15 protein-coding genes are annotated in these 20,289 nt (G+C 74.4%); 11 read left to right on the top strand and 4 right to left on the bottom strand.

The genetic code is table 11. From position 1 onward, the window contains the following. The first annotated feature begins 101 nt into the window (after positions 1-101). Genes ABZT87_RS25210 through ABZT87_RS25160 form a run of 11 tightly spaced genes read left to right on the top strand, consistent with a single transcriptional unit; the run spans position 102 to position 17,151 of the window. The gene (locus ABZT87_RS25210; protein ID WP_355138552.1) at positions 102-917 is read left to right on the top strand and encodes an alpha/beta fold hydrolase; all 816 of its coding nucleotides are present in this window, start codon (positions 102-104) and stop codon (positions 915-917) included. Beyond that, the gene (locus ABZT87_RS25205; protein WP_355138550.1) at positions 914-7,573 is read left to right on the top strand and encodes a condensation domain-containing protein; all 6,660 of its coding nucleotides are present in this window, start codon (positions 914-916) and stop codon (positions 7,571-7,573) included. The genes ABZT87_RS25210 and ABZT87_RS25205 overlap by 4 nt, the downstream gene beginning before the upstream one ends. Before the next feature lie 11 nt (positions 7,574-7,584). Beyond that, positions 7,585-8,973: an MFS transporter gene (locus tag ABZT87_RS25200; protein WP_355138548.1), complete on the top strand. Its 1,389-nt coding sequence runs from the start codon at positions 7,585-7,587 to the stop codon at positions 8,971-8,973. Then, positions 8,970-9,200, top strand: coding sequence for an acyl carrier protein (locus ABZT87_RS25195; RefSeq protein WP_234591281.1), 231 nt, complete (start codon positions 8,970-8,972; stop codon positions 9,198-9,200). Before ABZT87_RS25200 ends, ABZT87_RS25195 begins: the two co-directional genes overlap by 4 nt. Continuing rightward, positions 9,197-10,825 carry a hypothetical protein gene (locus ABZT87_RS25190; RefSeq protein WP_355138546.1) on the top strand — a complete coding sequence of 543 codons (1,629 nt, stop codon included), beginning with the start codon at positions 9,197-9,199 and terminating at the stop codon, positions 10,823-10,825. Before ABZT87_RS25195 ends, ABZT87_RS25190 begins: the two co-directional genes overlap by 4 nt. After that, on the top strand, positions 10,822-11,850 hold the full coding sequence (locus ABZT87_RS25185) for a 3-oxoacyl-[acyl-carrier-protein] synthase III C-terminal domain-containing protein (RefSeq protein ID WP_355138544.1): 1,029 nt from the start codon (positions 10,822-10,824) through the stop codon (positions 11,848-11,850). Before ABZT87_RS25190 ends, ABZT87_RS25185 begins: the two co-directional genes overlap by 4 nt. A gap of 37 nt (positions 11,851-11,887) precedes the next feature. Continuing rightward, on the top strand, positions 11,888-13,771 hold the full coding sequence (locus ABZT87_RS25180) for an HAD-IIIC family phosphatase (protein WP_355138542.1): 1,884 nt from the start codon (positions 11,888-11,890) through the stop codon (positions 13,769-13,771). Further along, a complete protein-coding gene (locus ABZT87_RS25175) occupies positions 13,764-14,012 on the top strand; it encodes an acyl carrier protein (protein ID WP_355138540.1) in 249 nt (82 codons plus the stop codon). Before ABZT87_RS25180 ends, ABZT87_RS25175 begins: the two co-directional genes overlap by 8 nt. Continuing rightward, positions 14,009-14,947, top strand: coding sequence for a thiamine pyrophosphate-dependent dehydrogenase E1 component subunit alpha (locus ABZT87_RS25170; protein ID WP_355138538.1), 939 nt, complete (start codon positions 14,009-14,011; stop codon positions 14,945-14,947). Before ABZT87_RS25175 ends, ABZT87_RS25170 begins: the two co-directional genes overlap by 4 nt. Continuing rightward, complete coding sequence (locus ABZT87_RS25165; RefSeq protein WP_355138536.1) at positions 14,940-15,953, top strand: transketolase C-terminal domain-containing protein; 1,014 nt, start codon at positions 14,940-14,942, stop codon at positions 15,951-15,953. The genes ABZT87_RS25170 and ABZT87_RS25165 overlap by 8 nt, the downstream gene beginning before the upstream one ends. Then, positions 15,946-17,151: a 2-oxo acid dehydrogenase subunit E2 gene (locus tag ABZT87_RS25160; RefSeq protein ID WP_355138534.1), complete on the top strand. Its 1,206-nt coding sequence runs from the start codon at positions 15,946-15,948 to the stop codon at positions 17,149-17,151. The genes ABZT87_RS25165 and ABZT87_RS25160 overlap by 8 nt, the downstream gene beginning before the upstream one ends. Positions 17,152-17,159: 8 nt before the next feature. Here ABZT87_RS25160 and ABZT87_RS25155 read toward each other — a convergent pair whose 3' ends face one another. The 4 genes from ABZT87_RS25155 to ABZT87_RS25140 all read right to left on the bottom strand — a co-directional run bounded on the left by ABZT87_RS25155 (position 17,160) and on the right by ABZT87_RS25140 (position 20,253). Beyond that, complete coding sequence (locus ABZT87_RS25155) at positions 17,160-17,627, bottom strand: hypothetical protein (RefSeq protein WP_355138532.1); 468 nt, start codon at positions 17,625-17,627, stop codon at positions 17,160-17,162. A gap of 150 nt (positions 17,628-17,777) precedes the next feature. Continuing rightward, on the bottom strand, positions 17,778-18,968 hold the full coding sequence (locus tag ABZT87_RS25150; protein WP_355138530.1) for an MFS transporter: 1,191 nt from the start codon (positions 18,966-18,968) through the stop codon (positions 17,778-17,780). A gap of 75 nt (positions 18,969-19,043) precedes the next feature. Further along, positions 19,044-19,526, bottom strand: coding sequence for a hypothetical protein (locus tag ABZT87_RS25145; protein WP_355138528.1), 483 nt, complete (start codon positions 19,524-19,526; stop codon positions 19,044-19,046). 151 nt (positions 19,527-19,677) lie between these two features. Continuing rightward, the gene (locus tag ABZT87_RS25140; RefSeq protein ID WP_355138752.1) at positions 19,678-20,253 is read right to left on the bottom strand and encodes a TetR/AcrR family transcriptional regulator; all 576 of its coding nucleotides are present in this window, start codon (positions 20,251-20,253) and stop codon (positions 19,678-19,680) included. Between the last annotated feature and the right edge of the window lie 36 nt (positions 20,254-20,289).

Below are 20,289 nucleotides of genomic sequence, written 5' to 3'. Positions count from 1 at the left end.
GAGCGCGGACCGCTCGCTCGGGCCGCGCGCAGCGGACACCGCGACGAACCCTCAGCCGACGCTAAGACCGCTGTCACGGCCCGTTCCTAGCGTGTGCGGGCATGGCGACACCACCCGTATCCATGCCGACGACCGCCACCCGAGCGGCCGGCGCCGCAGCCTGGTTGAGCTGCGTCGCGCCGCGCCCGGCCGCCCGGCTGCGGCTGGTGTGCCTGCCGTACGCCGGTGCCGGAGCTGCCGCGTACCGGCCATGGACCACCCTGCTCGGCGATGACGTGGAGGTGTGGACCGCGCAGCTGCCCGGCCGTGAGCGCCGGCTGGCCGACCCGCCACTGAGCACGATGGACGAACTGGTGCCCCCGCTGGTCGAGGCGATCGTCGAGCGGGTGCCGGCGCCGTTCGCGATCTTCGGCCACAGCATGGGCGGCCTGATCGGGTACGAGGTGGCCGCCCGCCTGGTCGCGCGGGGAGACCACGTACCCCAGCGTCTGGTGGTCTCGGCGGCCCGTCCGCCGCGCAACGCGGCACCGCTGGGCGCGGCGCACCGCCTCGACGACGCGGCGCTGACCCGGTGGCTGCACGACCTGGGCGGGATCCCGGACGAGGTGCTCGACGACCCCGGCCTGCTGGAGCTGATCCTGCCCACCGTGCGGGCCGACCTGACAGTCGTCGCGTCGTACCGGCCGGCGACCGTGACGCCGCTGCCGCTGCCCGTGGACGCGGTGGCGGCGGCCGACGACCCCCTGGTCAGCCCGGACGAGGTGGCCGGCTGGGCGGCCTGCACCGACTCCGGTTTCTCGCTGACCGTCGTGCCCGGGGGTCACCTCTACCTGCACGACTCCCCTCCCCCGCTGTCCCGCCTGCTCGGCGGCGGGCCGGCCGCCGACCGCGCGTACGTCGAAGGGGCCACCCGATGACCCAGGACCTGCACCCGGACCTCGCCGACCTCACCCCCGAGCAGCGGGAGCTGCTGGCCCTGCGGCTGCGCCAGGGCCGTGCCAGCCAGGGCCCTGCCAGCGAGGCCCGCGCCAGCCGACCCGACACCGCCGTGCCGACGCCCCGATCGGGCGGCGTACCGGCCAGCTATCCGCTCTCCTTCACCCAGGAGCAGCTCTGGTTCCTGGACCGGCTGGAGCCCGGCACGCCGGTCTACAACGTGCCCTTCGCCGAGCGGATCACGGGCCCTCTCGACGTCACGGCGCTGCACCGGGCGGTCGACGCGGTGGTGGCCCGGCACGACGCGCTGCGGATCGTGTTCGCGAGCGTCGACGGCGTCGTCACCCAGCGGGTGTCGGAGGCCCTGGAGGTGCCGCTTCCGGTCCTCGACCTGACGGCGTTGCCGGAGTCGGAGCGGCAGGCGGCGGTCGACCGGGAGGTGGCCGCGCACGCGGCCGTCACCTTCGATCTCACTACCGGGCCGCTGCTCGCGGTACGGCTGCTCGCCCTCGCCGCCGACGAGCACCTGCTGCTGGTGAGCGCGCACCACATCGTCTTCGACGCCTGGTCGGCCGGCGTGTTCGTCGAGGAGTTGGTGAGCTGGTACGGCGAGTTCGCCGCCGGCGTACCAGCCGGGCTGCCCGCGCTGCCCACCCGGTTCGTCGCGCACGTCGCCGCCCGCCGCCGGCCGGAGGCGGAGCGGGAGCTGGCCGGTCACCTGGCCCACTGGCGGGAGCGGCTCGCCTCGGCGCCGGCCCGCTCGACGCTGCCACCGGACCGCCCCCGGCCGCCGGTGCAGACCCACCGGGGCCGGAGCCTGCCGTTCACCGTCGACGCCGAGGTGGCCGCCGCCCTCGCCGGACTGGCCCGCAGCGCGGGCGCCACCGTCAACGCCGTGGTCCTCGCCGGGCTGACCGCCCTGCTGCGACAGGCCACCGGCCAGGACGACCTGCTGCTCGGCATGCCCACCGCCGGCCGGGCGAGCACCGACCTTGAGCCGCTGATCGGCTGCTTCGCCACCATGCTGGTGCTGCGGGTGGACACCGGCGGCGACCCGAGCGTGCGCGACCTCGTCCGCCGGGTGCACCGCACGGTCAGCGAGGCGTACGCCCATCAGGAGGCCCCGTACGCGCGGGTGGTGGAGGAGGTCCGCCCGGTCCGCGATCCGAGCGTGAACCCGCTGTTCCAGGTGCTGGCGACCATGACCGACGGCGGCGTGGAGCAGCGGCAGGCCGCCGGGGTCACCTTCCGGCCGGTGCCCGCCGAGAGTGGCCTCACCGACTTCGACCTGTTCGTCAGCCTGACCGCGCACGGTGACCGGATCGACGGCGCGGTCGACTTCAACGCCGACCTGTACCTCGACGAGACGATCGCCGCGACGGTGGGTCGGCTGCCGGAGCTGCTGCGCGTCATGGCGGACGCGCCGGACCGGCCGCTGTCGGAGGTGACCGGGCTGCGCCGCCACCGCATCGCCCTGGCGGCCACGTTCACCGTGGACCCGCTGCGCGATCCGGTGGAGTTCTGGCTGCGCTTTTTGCGCGTACCCGCGTCGGTGGAGCTGGCCGGTTACGGCCAGCTGGTGGCCCACCTGCTCGCCGGGCCGACGGCCGACGCCACGGTCTGCCTGCTGCGGTGGGAGGACTGGTTGCGCAGGCAGGACGACACCGGCGCGGAGGCGGCCCTCGACGCGGCGATGGACGACCTCGACGCGGCGGTGGCCGCGTACCGACGGCGGACCGACGCCCCGCTGCTGCTGGTGGTGTGCCCCGCGTCGCCGCGCGTCGCCGACCGGCTCGGCGAGCGGTCCGGCCGCCTCGACGACCGGCTGGCCGCGTTGGCCGCCCGTACGCCGGGGGTGCACGCGGTCTGGGCAGCCGACCATGCCGGCGCGTACCTGGTGAGCGAGGTGAGCGACGAGCGCGCGGACGAGTTGGGCCACGTGCCGTACACGGGCGAGTACTTCGCGGCGCTGGGCACGATCGTGCTGCGGGAGCTGCGGCGGCTCGTCGGCCAGCCGCGCCGCCTCGTGCTCGTCGACGCCGAACGGCTGCCGGTCGACCGGCTCGTCGGCGCGCTGCCCGGTCACGAGGTGCGGGCGTACACGGCCGCCGCGCTCGCCGACGCGGACCCGGCGACCACTGTGGTGCTCGACACCGACCCGCAGGCCGTCGCGGCGCTGCGTGAGGCGCACCCGGGCGTGCTGGCGCTGGCCGTGCCCGCCGGGTGGGACGAGCTGCGCCGGCTGCTCGCCCACGTCTGGCCGCTGGACCCGCCCGCGCCGGTGCCGGCGACCGGGGCGAGTGGGCTGCGCACGGCGATCGGGTCGGAGCGGGCCGCGTACGTCGTCGAGGAGTTGAGCACGGCCGCGGCGGTCGCCGACCGGAGCCGCCCGGCTCCGGCGGTTGTCGCGGCGGCCGACGGCGAGATCGTCGCGCCGCGCACCCCGACCGAGGAGCGGCTCGCCGGCCTGTGGGCCGCCGCGCTCGGTGTCGAGCAGGTCGGTGTGACAAGCGACTTCTTCCACCTCGGTGGGCACTCGCTGCTCGCCACCGGTCTGCTGTCGCAGGTGCAGGCCGAGTTCGGTCGCGAGGTGTCGCTCTACACCCTGTTCACCAACCCGACCGTGGCCGGGCTCGCCGCCGTGCTGGACGCCGACCCGGACGCCACCGCGCTCGCCCCGCTCACCCCCGCCCCGCCGGGTACGCCCGCGGTGGCCTCCTCGGCGCAGGTACGGCTCTGGGCCCTCGACCAGCTCGGCGACGACGTCGTCCGGCACAACACCACCGCCGCCGTCGAGCTGCGCGGCGACCTCGACAAGACGTCGCTACGCCGGGCGTTCGACGACGTGCTGGCCCGGCACGAGGTGCTGCGGACGACCTTCTCCGACCGGGGCGGCGAACCGGAACCCGTGGTACGCCCGCACGTCGACCCGTGGCTGGAGACGCTGGACCTGACCGGGCTGCCGGCGGCGAAGCAGGCCCGGGCGCTGCGCCGGGCGGCCGCCGAGCTGGCCGCGCACCGGTACGACCTGGCCGCCGGCCCGCTGGTGCGGGCCCGCCTGCTGCGGCTGCCCGAGCAGCGCTGGCACCTGCTGCTCGGCATGCACCACATCGTCTGCGACAACACCTCGTGGAGCATCCTGCTCGACGACCTCGCCGCCCGGTACGCCCACCACGCCACCGGCGTCGACCGGCCGCTTCCCCCGCTGCCGGTGCAGTTCGCCGACTACGCCCGACACCAACGCGACTGGTTGGCGTCCACCGCCGTCGAGCCGCACCTGGCGTACTGGCGGGAGCGGCTGGCCGACGCGCCGCCGCTGCTGGACCTGCCCACCGACCACCCCCGCCCCGCGGAGCGCTCGGACGTCGCCGGCTATCAGGCACAGCGGTTGGGCACCGGGCTCGGTGCGGCGGTGCGGGAGCTGGCCCGGGCGGAGGGGGTCACCCCGTTCGCTGTGCTGCTGGCCGGCTTCGCCGCCCTCCTGCACACCGAGAGCGGGCAACCGGACCTGGTGCTCGGCGTACCCACCGCCGGCCGGGAACGCGCCGAGCTGGCCTCGCTGATCGGCTGCTTCGCCGACCTGCTGCCGCTGCGCGTGGACGTGGGCGGCCGGCCCACCTTCCGGCAGCTCGTGACCCGGGCGTACCGGACGGCACGGGAGGCGTACCGGCACCAGGGGCTGCCGTTCGCGACCATCGCGGAGGCGCTGCGGCTGCCCCGGCAGGCCGCGTACCACCCGCTGTTCCAGTGCGTGCTCAACGTCCTCGACGGCGCCGACGAGCTGCCGGAGTTCGCCGGGCTGGCCGCCACGCCGGTCGAGGTGCCGAGCGTCGGTGTCGACTTCGACCTCTTCCTCAGCGTCACCTGGCAGGGCGACGACCTGCACGCCGACCTGGCGTACCGGGCCGACCTGTTCGGGCCGGAGCGGATGGTCCGGCTGCTGACCGGGCTCGCGAAGGTGCTCGACGAGGGGGTTCGTCGGCCGGACGCCCCACTCGGCGGGGGACGGCGCGCGTCGGCGCCCCGCCGCCTCGCGCCGCCGGCGCCCCGGCTGGTCGTCGGCGGCACCGTCGAGGTGCCGGGGCTGGCGGCGACCGTCCGCTTCTGGACGGGACTGCTCGGCCTGCCGCACGCCCTCGAACACCTGCCGTCCGGCGCGCTGCTGCGGCTGCTGCGCGATCCGGCCGCCGGCCTGGCGACCGGGCAACGGGACCACAACGTGCTGGTGCTGCGCTGGGAGGACCGGCGGACACCCGGTCCGCTGGGGGCGGGCATCGTCGGGCTGCGCGACTTCCACACCGAGCTGCTGGCGGCACTGGACGTCCACCGGGGGCACAGCGCGGCGGCGCTGACGCTCGTGGTGTGCCCGCCGTCGCCGCCGTACCGGACGTCGCCGTGGAGTGCGTTCTTCGCGGAGCTGACCGCGCGGCTGGCCGAGGCCTGGCCCGACGTCGACGTCGTCGCGGTCGAGGCGTGGGCGCGACACTACCGGGTGCCGGAGCTGTTCGCCGGCGACGCCTGGTCGCCGGAGCTGGCGGCGGTCGCCGCGACCCTGGTGGTGCGGCGGGCGGTCCGGCACCCGGCCCTGAGCCGGCTGGTCGTACCGGCCGGGCCGGCGCACCGGCAGGCGGAGCTGGCCCAGCTGCTCGCGGCCCAGGCCCGGTCCGGGCGCGAGGTGCTGCTCACCACCACGCCGCAGGGCGCGGAGCTGTCCGCGCTGGTCACCGCCGGGATCATCGGGTACGCCCCGACCCCGCCCACCGACGCCGCCACGCTGGTCCTGCACCCGGCCACCGAACCCGCGCCGCCGGACGCCCCGGCGCTGCCCGTCGACCCCGCGAACGGGCCCGTGGACGTGCTGCGTGGCCTCTGGTCGCTCGACGCGGACGTCTCCCGGGCCGCCGACGCGCCGGTCGACCGGATTCCCGCCGGCCTGCTCGCCGAGGTGGCCACCGAGCTGAGCGACGCGGCGGCGCTGCGCGGCGCGGTCACCGACGGGTACCGGCGCTCGGCCGACCGGGCCGCCGCCGCGCCGCGCACCGACCGGGAACGTCAGCTCGTGGCGATCTGGTCGGAGCTGCTGCGCACCAACCAGCTCGGCATCAACGACGACTTCTTCGCCGTCGGCGGTGACTCGCTGCTCGCGATGCAGCTCGTCGCCCGCTGCGCGGCGGCCGGCATCCACATCACCCCGCGACAGCTCGTCCGCCACCCCACCGTCGCCGAGCTGGCCGCCAGCCTCGGGGAGACGACTGTGGCGCTGGACGCCGAACAGGGCGCGGTGCACGGCGACGCCCCGCTGACCGGCGCGCAGCGCTGGTTCACCGACCTGGTCGCCCCCACCATGGGCCGGCCCGCCCTGTTCAACCACCCCTACTACCTCCAGCTGGCCCGCCCGCTCCCGGCCGACCTGCTCCGCGAGGCGGTCCGCCGGCTGGTGGCCCAGCACGACGCCCTCCGGCTGCGCCTGACCCGCCAGCCGGACGGGAGCTGGCGTCAGCACCACGCCGACCCCGCCGACGCCGTCCCGTTCGTCAGCCACGACCTGACCGGGCTCGGCGTCGACGAGCGGGAGGCGGCCGTCGAGGCCCGCTGTGCCGAGGCGCAGACCGGTCTGGACCTCACGGCCGGCCCGCTGGCCCGGGTGGCGCATTTCCGGCTCGGCCCGGAGCTGCCCGATCGGCTGCTGCTCGTCAACCACCACCTCGTCGTCGACGCGGTCTCCCGGGGCGTGCTCCTGGCCGACCTGGAAACGCTCTGCGACCAGCTCGAACACGGGGTCGAGCCGGCGTTGCCCGCGAAGACCACGTCGTACCGGGCCTGGGCGCGGCGGCTGGCCGAGTACGCGGGCTCGCCGCAGCTGCGCGAGCAGTTGCCGTTCTGGCTGGCGCAGGCCGACGAGGGTGTGCTGGCCCAGCTGGCCGACGAGCCGACCGCCGCGCCGTTCCGCCTCGGTGACCTGGGCCTGGCCACCGTGACGCTGGACGAGGCGGCGACCCGGGGACTGCACGCCGTCGCCCGCCGGCTGCGCGCCAGCGTGCGGGACCTGCTCGTCTGGGCCGTGGTGGCCACCGTGGCGGGGCGTACCGGGGGCGCGGTCACCGTCGCCACGACCGGCCACGGCCGGGAACCGCTCTTCGACGACGTCGACGTCAGTCGCACCACGGGATGGTTCCAGGTGCTCTATCCCCTGCGGCTGGAACTGCCCGCCACCACCGATGCGGCGCGCTCGGTCCGCTCCGTGATCCGCCAGCTCGGCCGGGTCCCGGACAACGGCATCGGGTACTCGCTGCTGCGCCATCTCTGCCCCGACGACGACGTACGGGACCGGTTGGCCGCGACACCGCCGCCGCCGGTCGCGGTCAACTACATGGGCGGCTTCGGCTTCGACGACGTCGCCCCAGCCAACCAGCTCCTCGATGTCTGCACGGCGCCGTTCGGGCCGACCGAGGACCCCGACGGGCACTGGCCCTTCCCCTTCGACGTGACGGGGTCGCTCACCGGCCCCGCACTGCGCGTCGATCTGAGCTACGCCACTCCGGCCTTCCGGCCGGAGACCGCTGAGAACCTGCTCGACGGCATCCGGACCAGCCTCTTGCGCCTGGTCGGGAACCACGGGCAACCGCCACGGCAGTAGGAGGAGACCCCATGGCGTTCCGACGCCCGTCCCGGTTCGCCGGGTTCACCACGATCTGGTTCGGCCAGCTGCTGTCGGCGCTCGGCACCCGGATGACGAACTTCGCCCTGAGCATCTGGGTGTGGGACGCCACCGGCCGGGCCTTCGACCTGACCATGCTGATGGCGTTCGCGTTCGGCGCGACAGTGATCTTCAGCCCGATCGCCGGCGCGCTGGTCGACCGGTGGGGACGACGACTGACCATCGTGCTCAGTGACGTCGGCTCGGCGATCACCACCGCCGTCGTGCTGCTGCTGTTCCTCAGCGGCTCGGTCGAGGTGTGGCACCTGTACCTGGTCAACCTGGTCACCGGCGCGTTCCTCGCGTTCCAGCTGCCGGCGTACCAGGCGACCATCACGGTGATGATGGAGAAGGGCCAGTACCCGAGGGCCAACGCGATGATGTTCGCGGTCCGGACCATCCCGGTGATCTTCGCCCCCGGCTTCGCCGCCGCGCTGCTCGGCCTGATGGACATCAAGGTCATCCTGTTCATCGACGCGCTGTCCTACCTGGTGGCGATCGGCGCGGTGCTGCTGGTGCAGCTCCCACCCGTGCCCCGCTCGACGCAGCAGGACGAGGGCGGCTTCTGGTACGACACGATCTACGGCTTCCGCTACATCCTGGCCAGTCGGGCGTTCACCGGGCTGGAGGCGATCATGTTCGCCATCAACGTGCTCGCCGCGGTGGGCTTCGCCCTGCTGGTGCCGCAGATCCTGGCCCGCACCGACAGCAGCACCAACGCGGTCGGCCTGGTGCAGACCATCGGCGCGGTGGGCGGTGTGGCCGGCGCGCTCCTGCTCGGGCTGCTGCCCAACACCCGCCACAAGATCCGCCGGATGCTCATCGCCATCCTGGTCTTCAGCGTCCTCGGCCGGATCGTCTACGGCGTCGGGGACAGCATCGTCGTCTGGTCGGTCGCCCTGCTCTTCTTGCACCTGTCCATCCCCTTCATCGACGGGTACGCCCAGTCGGTGTGGCAGGAGAAGGTCGAGCCGTCGCACCAGGGCCGGGTCTTCGCCGCCCGCCAGTTCATCGAGGACCTCGCGTACCCCGGCGGCACCGCCCTGGCCGGTATCGCCGCGGACCGCTGGTTCGAGCCGATGATGCGCGACGGCGGGCCCGGGGTCCCGTACTTCGGGTGGCTGGTCGGCAGCGGACCCGGCGCGGGGATGGGCCTGATCTTCGTGATCGTCGGCCTGTTCGGCATCGGCGTCGCGGCGGCCGGGTTCGCCTCGCCGAGCATCCGCCGGATGGAGGTCGACCTGCCCGACTACGACGAGCCGACCGACCCGCCGGCCCCGCTGCCATCGCCGAGCGGCACCGACGAGCTGACCGACGACCGCGCGGTGGTGGCGAAGTGACGCTGACCGAGGTGGTGGCCGGGGTCCTGGAGGTCGACCCGGCCGAGGTGACCGACGAGTCCGGGCCGCAGACCATCGGCACCTGGACCAGCCTGCGGCACCTGCAACTGGTGGTGACCCTGGAGGAGGTCTACGGGCTCTCCTTCGCCTTCGAGGAGATCCGCGACGTGCGCAGCGTCGGCGAGCTGCGCACCGTGCTGCGCGCCAAGGGCACGGAGACCCGATGAGCGCCGACCTGTTCGCCCGACGCACCCGCTGGCAGGCGCTCACCCGCCAGCGGCCGACGCCGGCGCTGCGCGTCGCGCTGCTGGCCAGCTACACGGTGGACCCGCTGGTGCCGTACCTGGGTCTGGGCCTGCACGACACCGGTCTGCCCGCCACGCTCGCCGTCGGCCCGTTCCAGCAGGTCGTGCAGCAGTGTCTCGCCACCGACGGCTTCCTCGCCGAGGCGCGACCCGACGTGCTGGTGGTGGCGCAGCGCCTGGAGGAGGCCGGCGACCCCGGCCCGGCCGGCGACGCGTGGGCGGCGGAGCTGCTGGCCGGGGCCGAGGCGGCAGTCACCGCCGCGCGCCGGCACCGGGCCCTGCTGGTGTACGTCCTACCGGCCGTCCCCGCCTCCCGACCGTACGGGCCGGCCGACGCGATGCACGCCGACGGGGTGACCGCCAGCGCCACCGCCGTCCGGCAACGGCTGCGCGACCGGCTGGCCGGCGACCCGTGGGTGCTGCTCGTCGACGCCGACGAGGCGGTCCGCGCCGTCGGTGACGAGCGGGCGTACCACCCGGCGCTGTTCCGCTTCGCGAAGGTGCCGTACACCGAGGAGGTCTTCGCGCGGCTCGGCGCCACCGCCGCCGCGCTGGTGGCCGCCGGGTTCGGCGCGGGCTGCCGAGCGCTGGTGCTCGACGGCGACGGGCTGACCGCGGCGGCGTACCTGCTGCCGGCGCTGCGCGAGCTGCGCGCCGCCGGCGTACGCGTGGCGCTGCGGGCCACCGGCGCCGACTGGTGGTCGAGCGCCGACGCCACCGACCTGTTGGCGGTGCTGGACGGCTGGGTCACCGACGAGCGGCCGCTGGCCGACCAGCTCGCCGAGATCGCCGACGAGCTGGACGTCGCGCCGGCCCAGCTCGTGCTGGCGGGCACCGGCCCGGCGCAGGCGCCGCCGCGACACGTCCCGCTCGGGTCCGACCCCGCGCTCTGGTCGGACGAGCTGCGGGCGGCGGGGCTGACCGACCGGCTCCCGGCCCGACGGTGGACCGGCGGCACCGCCCGGCCTGCCGTCGCGCCCACCGAGCTGTCCCTGGACGACTTCGTGGCCGGCCTGGACGTCCACGTCGACTACCGGCCGGTGGCCGCCGACAGCGTCGCCGAGGTCGCCGAGGTCGTCGCCCGGGCGCACGACTTCGCGCTGGCGCCCGCCCCACCGGCCGCCGCGCTGGCCGAGCGGGCCGCCGACCTGCTGGCGATCCGGGTACGCGACCGGCTCGGCGACTACGGCACCTCGGGCCTCGTCGCGCTGGACCGGACCGTCGACCGCTGGACCGTCGACGTCTTCTCCCTCTCCTGCCCGGTGCTCGGCAAGGGCGTCGAGGCGGCCGTGCTCCGGGAGGTGACCCGGCGGGCGGGCGCGGCCGGCGCCGGCGAGGTGCTGGTCCGCTGGACCGACACGGGCCGCAACGGCGCCGCTCGGCGCTTCCTGTCCGAGTTGGACGGCGTCGCGCCCGCCGACCCCCGGGTCCGGCTGCGCGCCGCCCACACGGCCGACGACAACCCCGTGCCGCCGTCGGCGACAGCATCGACAGCGATGGCATCGACCGCATCGACACCGCCGACAGCCACGGCGGTACGGCGATGAGCGGGCCGCCGGTCGGCGTCGGGGTGGCCGCGCTGGCCCACGTCCTCGGCGAGCCGGTCGACGTGGCGGCTGCCGCGGCCGCGTACACCCAGGATCTGGACCGGTTGCGGTCCTGGGAGTACCGGGCGTTCCACCGGGCCGGCCCCGGCGTCGGGGTGACCGACCTGGCGGTCGTGGCCGGCGGCACAGCCCTGGACCGGGCCGGGCTGAGCGCCGCCGACGTGGACCTGGTGGTGCTGGCCATCCCCGACCTGGCCGAATACCTCTACTGGGATCCGGCCGCGCACACCCAGGCCCGCCTCGGCGCGCACCGGGCCGAGGCGGTGCTGCTCAACCAGGCGTGCGGCGGTGGGGTTGCCGCGTTCGACACGGTGGCCGGGCGGTTCGCCACCCACCCCGAGTACCGGACGGCGCTGCTGATCGGCGCGAACCGGGTGTGCGAGCCGTACTGGAACCGGATGGAGGTGAACACCAGCGTCTTCTCCGACGGAGCGGCGGCGGCCGTGCTGGTGCGCGACCACGACCGGTGCCGTTGGCTGGCCACCGAGACGATCACCGACGGCCGGTACGCGGGCTTCATGCGCATGCCCGTCGGTGGCGCGGCGCAGCCGTTCACCGCGGACGGCGGCACCCCCCGCGTCGGTGACCCGGCCGACCGGCTCAACGAGTTCTTCGCCGGGGACGTACGCCGGATGTTCCGGTTCGTCGCGACGATCCGGGAGCGCAACCGGCAGGTGGTGGAGACGGCGTGCGCCCGGGCGGGCGTGACGCTGGCCGACGTCCACCGGTTCGTGCACTTCCACGACAACGCCCGGCAGTTCGCCGAGCTGGCCAAGGACCTCGGCGTGGACCTGGAGCGGACCAACGTCGAGCTGGCCCTCGCCCACGGCCACATCGGCTGCGCCGACCAGCTCATCGGCCTGGAACGCCACCTCGACAGCGGCGAGCTGACCGACGGCGACCTGGTCGCCCTGACCAGCACCGGCAGCGGCATGCACTGGGTCTGCACCCTGCTGCGGGTCTGACCGGCCGGACCACACCCGACGGGAAGGAACACCGAACATGAGAGTCGAGGAGGTCCTGCACCGGATCCGCCGGCTGCGCCGACCCGACGCGGCCGCCGACCCGGAGCTGGCGCCCGGCCTGGTCCACCTGGACGACGCGGCGGTCACCACCGTCGCGTCCGCCGGTCGGCTACTCGCCGACGTGCCCGTCGAGAAGCTGGCCAGCCCCGACTTCCCGCTTCGCCCGCTGCGGGTCGCGGTCACCGGCACGTTCACGCCGGGCACGCTGGAACCGCTGCTGCGGGTGGCGCTGCTGCGGATCGGCATCGCCGCCGAGATCCACGTCTCCGGCTTCGACCAGCTCGTGCTCGACCTCAGCGACCCGCGCTCGACGCTCGCCGAGTTCCGGCCGGACGTCACGCTCTGCCTGCTGCACGACGGCTGGTTCCTGCCCGCCGAGTGGGACCCCGGCGACCTGGCCGGCCTCGCCGACGTGCTGGGCGAACGGGCCGGCGTGCTCGCCGCCGCGCTGCGCGGGTACGCGGCGCGCAACGAGGGCGCGGTGCTGCTGCACACCGTGCCGCTGTCGCCGTTGGAGCACCGCGGCCTGGTCAGCTTCCGGGGCCGGGCCGAGCTGGGCCGAATCTGGCGGGAGCTGAACTCCCAGCTGTTGGAGCTGGGCGGGCGGGACACGACGTACACCCTGGATCTGGAGACGCTGCTGGTGGACCACGACGGCCCGGTGCGCGACGAGCGCCTGTACCGGTTCGCCAGCATGGCGTGGACGCCCACGGTGGAGCGCCGGTACGCGCACGAGGCCGCCACCTTCTGCCGCGCGGTCCTCGGCCGGGCGGCGAAGGTGCTCGCGCTGGACCTGGACAACACCCTCTGGGCGGGCGTGCTCGGCGACGACGGGCTCACCGGCATCCGGCTGGGCACCGACTATCCGGGCAACTGCCACCGGGACGTGCAGCGTCGCGCGTTGGCGCTGCGCCGGCAGGGCGTGCTGCTCGCGGTGTGCAGCAAGAACGACCCCGAGCTGGTGGCGGAGGCGTTCACGCAGCATCCGGACCTGCTGCTGCGCTCCGACGACTTCGTCGCCCAGGCGGTGAACTGGGGACGCAAGGACGAGAACCTGCGCCAGCTCGCCACCACCCTCAACCTGGGCCTGGACGCCGTCGTGTTCGCCGACGACAGCCCGTTCGAGTGCGAGCTGGTACGCCGCGAACTGCCGACCGTACGGGTGGTGGAGTTGGCCGGCGACCCGGCGGGCTTTCCCAACCGGCTGCTCACCGAGGGGCACTTCACCGTGCTGGCCACCGGCGCCACCGACCGGGAACGCACCGAGCTGTACCGGGCCCGCGCCGGGCGGGAGCGCTTCGCCGCCACGTTCGACTCGGCGGCCGACTATCTGCACGAGCTGACGTTGCGCGTCACCGTCCGGGAGGTCGACGAGCACAGCCTGCCCCGGCTCGCGCAGCTCGGGCTGCGCACCAACCAGTTCACCATGACCGAGCGCGCGCACACCGAGGCGCAGACCCGGGCGCGCGCCGACTCCCCCGACCACCTGGTGCTCACCGTCGAGGTGACCGACCGGTTCGGTGCCGAGGGGCTGGTGGGCGGCCTGTGGCTGGACCGGAACGACCCGGACGCCTGGGTGATCGAGAACTTCGTGCTCAGCTGCCGGGTGTTCTCCCGGGGTGTCGAGCAGGCGGCGCTGCACCGGGTGGCGGAGCTGGCCCGAGCCGCCGGCGCGACCCGGCTGGAGGCCCTGTTCCGGCCCACCGCCCGCAACAAGCCCGGCGGGGCCGTCTGGCCGTCCGCGGGCTTCACCGTGGCATCCGTCGACGACGGCACCACCCGGCACGTGTTGCCGCTGCATCCCCCGCCCCGGCTGCTGCCGGCGTGGATCGCCCTGGAGGAGGGAGACATCCGTGCCTGACCTGTTCACCACCGTCGCGGACCTCATCGAGCAGGTCGCGGACGTACCGGCCGAGGAGATCTCGCCCGACGTCCGGTTCGCGTCGCTGGCCAACTGGACCAGCCTGGAGGCGCTGCGTCTGCTCTCCGCGCTGGAGGACAACCTCGGCGTACGCCTGGACCTGCGGGCGTACCTGGCGGTGAGCGCGGTCGGCGAACTGGTCGACCTGGTCGCCGGCGAGCTGGACGGGGCATCCCGGTGACCGCCACCCGCACCGAGGCGCCGCCGATCGCGCCGACCCGGCTCGCCGACGCCGACCTGGACCTGTTGCTGCTGATCCGGCACTTCGAGCTGGCCCTGCTGGACATGTTCGGCCGGGGCGAGCTGCACGGCACCACCCACACCTGCCTGGGCCAGGAGTACGTGCCGGTGGCGCTGCGCCCGCTGCTCACCGACGGCGACTTCGTGTTCAGCAACCACCGGGGTCACGGGCACTACCTGGCCCGGTTCGCCGACCCGCACGGCCTGCTGGCCGAGGTGATGGGCCGCGAGGGCGCGGTGTGCCACGGCGTCGGCGGCAGCCAGCACATCCTGCGGGACCGCTACCTGTCGACCGGGGTGCAGGGCGAGAGCGTGCCGGTGGCCGCCGGGGTGGCGCTGCACCTCAAGCGCACCGAGCCGGGCCGACTGGCGCTTGTCTACCTGGGCGACGGCACCTGGGGTGAGGGCGCCGTCTACGAGGCGTTGAACATGGCCGCGCTGTGGGGGCTGCCGCTGCTGCTGGTGGTCGAGAACAACGGCATCGCCCAGTCCACGCCCACCGACGCGCAGCTCGCCGGCAGCATCGGCGGGCGGGCGCGGGCGTTCGGGGTGGAGCATCTGCGGGTGACCTCCACCGACACCGAGGTGGTCCGGGCCGCGCTGACGCCGGTGCTGCGCCGGGTCCGCGAGCGGTCCACGCCGTACGTGGTGGAACTGCTCACCCACCGGGTGGGACCGCACAGCAAGGGCGACGACAGCCGCCGCCCGGAGGAGATCGCGCACGCGCGGGCGCACGACTGGTACGCCCGCTACGCGCAGGCGTACCCGGAGCAGTTCGGCGCGCACGACGAGCGACAACGGGCGTACGTCGCGCAGGTGGTCGCCGACGTCGCCGGCCGACCGGCGAGCCGCTGGGCGGAGGCCGACCGTGGCTGAGCGGGTGGTGGAGAACCTCAACCAGGCGTTGCACGCGCTGCTGGCCGACGACCCCGCGCTGACCGTGCTCGGGGAGGACCTGGTCGACCCGTACGGCGGGGCGTTCAAGGTGACCCGGGGACTGTCGACGCGCTGGCCGGAGCGGGTGCTGTCCACCCCGCTGAGCGAGGGCGGCATCGTCGGCGTGGCCGGCGGGCTGGCCCTGGCCGGGCAGAGCGCGATCGTCGAGATCATGTTCAGTGACTTCGTGGCGCTGGCGTTCGATCAGATCCTCAACTTCGCCAGCAAGTCCACCGCCATGTACGGCCGGCGGGTGCCGATGCGGCTGGTGGTGCGCTGCCCCACCGGCGGCAACCGGGGGTACGGCCCGACGCACAGCCAGAGCCCGCTGAAGCACTTCATCGGCGTCCCCGGCCTGAGCCTGCACGAGGTGTCGCCGTTCCACGACAACCGGGCGGTGCTCGCGGGCATGCTCGCCACCGGCCGGCCGGGTCTGCTCTTCGAGGACAAGGTCCTCTACACCACCCGCATGTACGCCGACGGCGTGGTGGACGAGCTGTTCCGCTACGACCTGATCGGCCCGGACGCCGACGTCGCCCGGGTCCGGGTGGACGAGGAGGAGCAGGTCGACTGCGTGCTTGTCGTACCCGGCGGGTTGGCCGCCCGGGCGGTGTCGGTGGCCCGGGAGCTGCTGCTGCGCGACGACATCGTCTGCCAGGTGCTGGTGCCGTCGCGACTCTGGCCGCTGGACGTGGACACCCTGCTGCCGCCGATCGCGCGGGCCGGGCGGGTGGTGGTGGCCGAGGAGAGCACCGCCGGCGGCACCTGGGGCGCCGAGCTGGCGCAGGTCGTGCACCGGCGGCTCTGGGGATCGCTGCGCGCGCCGGTACGCCTCGTGCACTCCGCCGACAGCGTCATCCCGACCGCCGCGCATCTCGAACGCACCGTGCTGGTGCAGGACACCGACATCCGCCAGGCCGTGAAGGAGGTCGTCAGTGGTGACTGACCTGGTCGTCCCCAAGCTCAACAACAACGACACGACGTACGTCCTGCTCGACTGGCTGGCCGAGAACGGCGAGCAGGTGCGCGCCGGCGAGCCGATCGCCGAGGTGGAGACCTCCAAGGCGGCCGAGGAGCTGCTCAGCGACGGCGACGGCGTCCTGCACCGGCTCGTCGAGGTCAACCGGGAGTGCGCCCCGGGCGACGTCATCGGTCATGTCTTCGACAGCGAAGAGGCCCGGCAACGCTTCCTCGCCGATGCGGTCGCCCCGGCTGTCGTACCCCTGCCGAACGTCTCCCCCGGCGGGCCGGTGCTCACCGACTCGGCCCGGGAACTCGCGGCAGCGCACGGTCTCGGCGACGACGAGCTGCGCGGCCTCGGCAAGGCGGTCGTGCGGCGTACCGACGTGGAACGCCTGCTGGCCGACCGGTCGGCGGCGCCCGCGGCCGCGACCGAGCCGGTGGTGGTGGCCGCGGCCGCCGCGCTGGCGGCCGGCGACGGCCCGGAGCCGGACGATCCGCGCCCGGTGCACGCGCTCTCCCGCGCCCAGCGCGCCGTGGCCGCCGTGGTCACCGAGTCCCACCGCGAGGTGCCGGCGGCGCTCGCCGTCATCAAGGTCCGGGTCGACGCCGCCCTCGCGGTGGCCCGGCAGCTCACCCGCGCCACCCGCACCCTGGTCGGCCTGCCGGAGCTGCTGGTCAAGGCCATCGGTGGGTTGCGCGAGGACCACCCGTTGCTCTTCGCCTCACCCGGCGACGGCAGCAGCGTACGACTGGCCGAGGCGGCCCACGTCGGCGTCACCATCGACGTCGGCACGGGGCTGTTCATCCCGGTGGTCCGCGACGTGGAGGAGCTGACCTGCGCGGAGATCGCCGAGACGCTGATGGACTTCCGCTCCCGGGCCGGCGGTGAGGGCTTCCGGGCCGGCGAGCTGGCCGGCGGCACCATCGTCGTCTCCCTGCACACCGACCCCGACGTGGTGCTCGCCGGGCCGATCGTCTTTCCCGGCCAGACCTGCGTGGTGGCGATCGGCGGCACCCAGGACGAGCTGGCGCTGGACGCGGACGGCCAGGTCGTGACGCGCCGCTACGTCAACCTGAGCGCCGTCTACGACCACCGGGTGGTCAACGGCCGGGAGGCGGTCGCCTTCCTCCAGGCCGTGAAGGCCGCGCTGGAGTCCCCCGACCACCTCGCCGAGGAGTGATACGGCCGTCAGCCGAAGGACTCGTCGCACACCTGCCAGCCGGTCGTCGATGTCAGGTACAGGTCGAGCCTGGTGGTCTGGCCCGTCCGGCCGGTCAGCTCGACGGTCACCGAGGCGTTGTTTCCGGCCTCGTTGGTGAAGACGGCCCGACCCATGGTGTGCGACACGGGCCGGCCGAGGCGCTCCACCGCCGCGGTGAACGCTGCCAGGTCGGTTCGTGCCTTGATCTCCCGGCACAGGGAATCGTGAGCTGCGGCGTCGTCGTTGCTCTCCAGTCGACGGACGAACTGGTCGGCCGCCGCGCGCGGCTCGTCCACGTCCGGCCCGGTGTACATCCACAGCAGGAAGCCGCCAACCGGCAGGGCGAGTGCGCCCAGGCACGCGACGACGAGAGCGGCCACGACGATCCACGCGGTGCGCTGGGCCTTCGGAGGTGGGTCAACCGACGGAGGGTGGGGCGACAGGGCTGGACGCATGGCGGAACGTTAACGACCGCCGATACCTCCCCAGCGGCGGTACGGCCACGGATCGATCTCGGTCCCTCGCAGCCCGTCGCACCCTTGACGCCATCTGTCGGTAGTGATCGTTGGCAGCTGAGCAGTGGTGGAGCCGGCGTGTCGTACCGCTCAGCTGCCAACGATCACGAGCGGGGCGCTCGCTTCGGGTTGTCGTGGCCTGGGCGGGCGCAGGGTGACCGCGGCGGTCAGGCAGAGCACGGCGGCGGCGATCAGCGGCGGACGGCCACCGAAATGGACGGCGGCGGAGCCGAGCGGGATCGCCAGGACGAGCGGGCCGAACATCGCGGTGTTGGCCGTCGCGGCGACCCGGCCGAGCAGCGCCGCCGGGCTGTGCGTCTGTACGGCGGTCACCGCCGCGACCAGGGTCCACGGCAGCCCGATGCCGGCGACGACGGCACCCGCGACCGTGGCCGGCCACCAGGGCAGGCAGCGCGCCAGGCAACCCACGGCGAACAGCACCGTTCCGGCGACGCCGACGGCGGCGGGGCCCCGTCGGGTGAGGAGCCGGCCGACGACCAGTCCACCGAGGATCGAGCCGGCGCCCTGCGCGCTGGCCAGCACACCCAGAAACGTGGTCGGAAGGCGTAGTTCCGTGACGACGACCGCGTAGACGGCCGCGGTCGTGAAGCCCGACATGGCGATCGACACGGCCGCGAGCACGACCGGTACGCGGATCGTCCGCTGTCCGAGCAGGACCGCAAGCCCGGCGCGCAGGCCGCGATGCCGCCGCGTCGGCCGTTCGGGCGGCGTCCGGTTCAGGCGCACCGCCAGGTACAGAACGGCGACCAGGAGCGGCATGGCCGCGCTCAGCACGGCGACCGCGTGGCCGCCGTGCCAGGCGTACAGGCCCGCACCGGCCAGCGGGGCGACGAGCTTCATGCCCTCATGCGCGCTCGACCGCCACCCGTTGACGTCGCCGAGGTCCGTCGGCGACAGCGCGGACGGCAGCAGCGCCGTCTCGCCCGCGTCGATCAGCACGTAGCTGACACCGTAGGCGCACGAGACGGCGAAGATGACCCACGTCTGCCCCGGGCCGCGGACGGCGAGGAGCGCCAGCAGCGCGGCTGCCAGCAGGAGGTTGACGGCGATCACCAGCGCCCGTCGGGGCGCCCGGTCGAGCAGGCCGCCCAGCCACGGGCCGGCGAGCACCGGGGCGTACACGCAGAGCCCGACCAGTGCGGCCAGACCGGTGGAGCGGGTGAGGTCCAGGATCCAGATGCCGGCCACCAGGGACATGGCGCTGCTGCCGAAGCCGGACAGCAGCGAGATCGCCACGAACAGACCCGCGTTGCGCCGCATGAGCCCTCCAGGTTGAGCCGAGTTGACTCACATCCTGATTCTTGAGCCAGTCTCAGGCAATGGCGTCGGGCGATGTCAATGGCTCGTTGACAGCACGGTGTCCACCGTCGACGCCATGACTCGCACCGCTGGCGGCAGCCGGTCGCCTGCGGCTTCGAGGTCGGCGCGGAGGTGCAGGGCCAGCGCGTAGAGCGAGCCCGGGGCGGCGTCCAGGGCGGCCTCCACTGTGCTCCGAACGAGTGCCGCCCGAGGAAAGCGGGAGTCCCACCGCCGGTCCGCCGCGATCCAGCGCCCGAGGTCGGCCACCGCGCCCCGCAACGCCGCGATCTGCGACGGGTAGCCACGGTCGAGGTCGTGTCGCCGAGCACGTCGCGCGGCCGCCAGGCGCTGACGGCGCTGCTCGGCGGCCTGCCGGCTGCCGAGCCCCAGCGCCGTCGCGACCTGCGCCCAGGTCGCGCCGTCGTGGCGCGCCCGGTCGATCAGCTCCGCCTCCCGCTCGTCCAGGTGGGCACGAGCAGCGCGCACCTCAGCCAGGCCGGCCAACGGCGTCGTCGTCATCCGTCAACATTACATTGACAGTTCGGTGCGGCGGACCCCCGAGCGGGGGCGCGCCCAATCTCCGGGCGACGCGAGCCGCCCCAGGCATGGGGCAGCTCTACAGGCAGCAGAGGGGGGCCTGCCAGCGGCGTCGAGACGGTGCCGACGGTGGCTACCGGACGCCCAGCCCTGCGATGAGGATCTCCACCATCCGGCGCGCGTCGTAGCGGGGGTCGCCCGCGCCGATGCAGAGGTTGCCGACGCCGCGCAGCAGCTCGACGGGGCTCAGGTCGGTGCGGATCTCGCCCGCCGCCGCGGCCGCGTCGAGCAGTTGGGCGCACACCGGCACCAACCGGTCGAGGAAGTAGCCGTGCAGAGCCTGGAAGGCGACGTTGTCGGACTGCAACGCCTGGGCGAGACCGTGCTTGGTGACCAGGAAGTCGACGAAGAGGTCGATCCACCGCGCGAGGGCGGCGTACGGGGTGCCGCTGGCGGCCAGCAGCGTCGGCCCGGCCTCGGCACAGGCCTCGACCTGGTGTCGGTAGACGGCCACGATCAGGTCCGCCCGCGTCGGGAAGTGCCGGTAGATCGTGCCGACGCCGACGCCCGCCGTGGCGGCGATCTCGCGAACGGGCACGTCGACGCCGGACGCGACGAAGGCCGCGGCGGCGGCGTCCAGGAGCGTCGCCTCGTTGCGCCGCGCGTCCGCCCGCTTCCGCGGTCGCGGTGACGTCGATCCGCTGTCGATGTCGGCCACTGCGCCCGACCTCCCATGATCACTGTT

The organism is Micromonospora sp. NPDC005237 (assembly GCF_040607775.1).
Lineage (GTDB): Bacteria > Actinomycetota > Actinomycetes > Mycobacteriales > Micromonosporaceae > Micromonospora.
Note: the sequence above shows the minus strand (reverse complement) of the source record. Positions and strands in the feature narration are given on the sequence as shown.

Bases quoted from the DNA above. Each gene is read 5' to 3' on its own strand.
- ABZT87_RS25180 (WP_355138542.1), top strand. From the start codon at position 11,888: ATGAGAGTCGAGGAGGTCCTGCACCGGATCCGCCGGCTGCGCCGACCC.
- ABZT87_RS25185 (WP_355138544.1), top strand. From the start codon at position 10,822: ATGAGCGGGCCGCCGGTCGGCGTCGGGGTGGCCGCGCTGGCCCACGTC.
- ABZT87_RS25145 (WP_355138528.1), bottom strand. From the start codon at position 19,526: ATGACGACGACGCCGTTGGCCGGCCTGGCTGAGGTGCGCGCTGCTCGT.
- ABZT87_RS25155 (WP_355138532.1), bottom strand. From the start codon at position 17,627: ATGCGTCCAGCCCTGTCGCCCCACCCTCCGTCGGTTGACCCACCTCCG.
- ABZT87_RS25150 (WP_355138530.1), bottom strand. From the start codon at position 18,968: ATGCGGCGCAACGCGGGTCTGTTCGTGGCGATCTCGCTGCTGTCCGGC.
- ABZT87_RS25190 (WP_355138546.1), top strand. From the start codon at position 9,197: ATGAGCGCCGACCTGTTCGCCCGACGCACCCGCTGGCAGGCGCTCACC.
- ABZT87_RS25210 (WP_355138552.1), top strand. From the start codon at position 102: ATGGCGACACCACCCGTATCCATGCCGACGACCGCCACCCGAGCGGCC.
- ABZT87_RS25205 (WP_355138550.1), top strand. From the start codon at position 914: ATGACCCAGGACCTGCACCCGGACCTCGCCGACCTCACCCCCGAGCAG.
- ABZT87_RS25200 (WP_355138548.1), top strand. From the start codon at position 7,585: ATGGCGTTCCGACGCCCGTCCCGGTTCGCCGGGTTCACCACGATCTGG.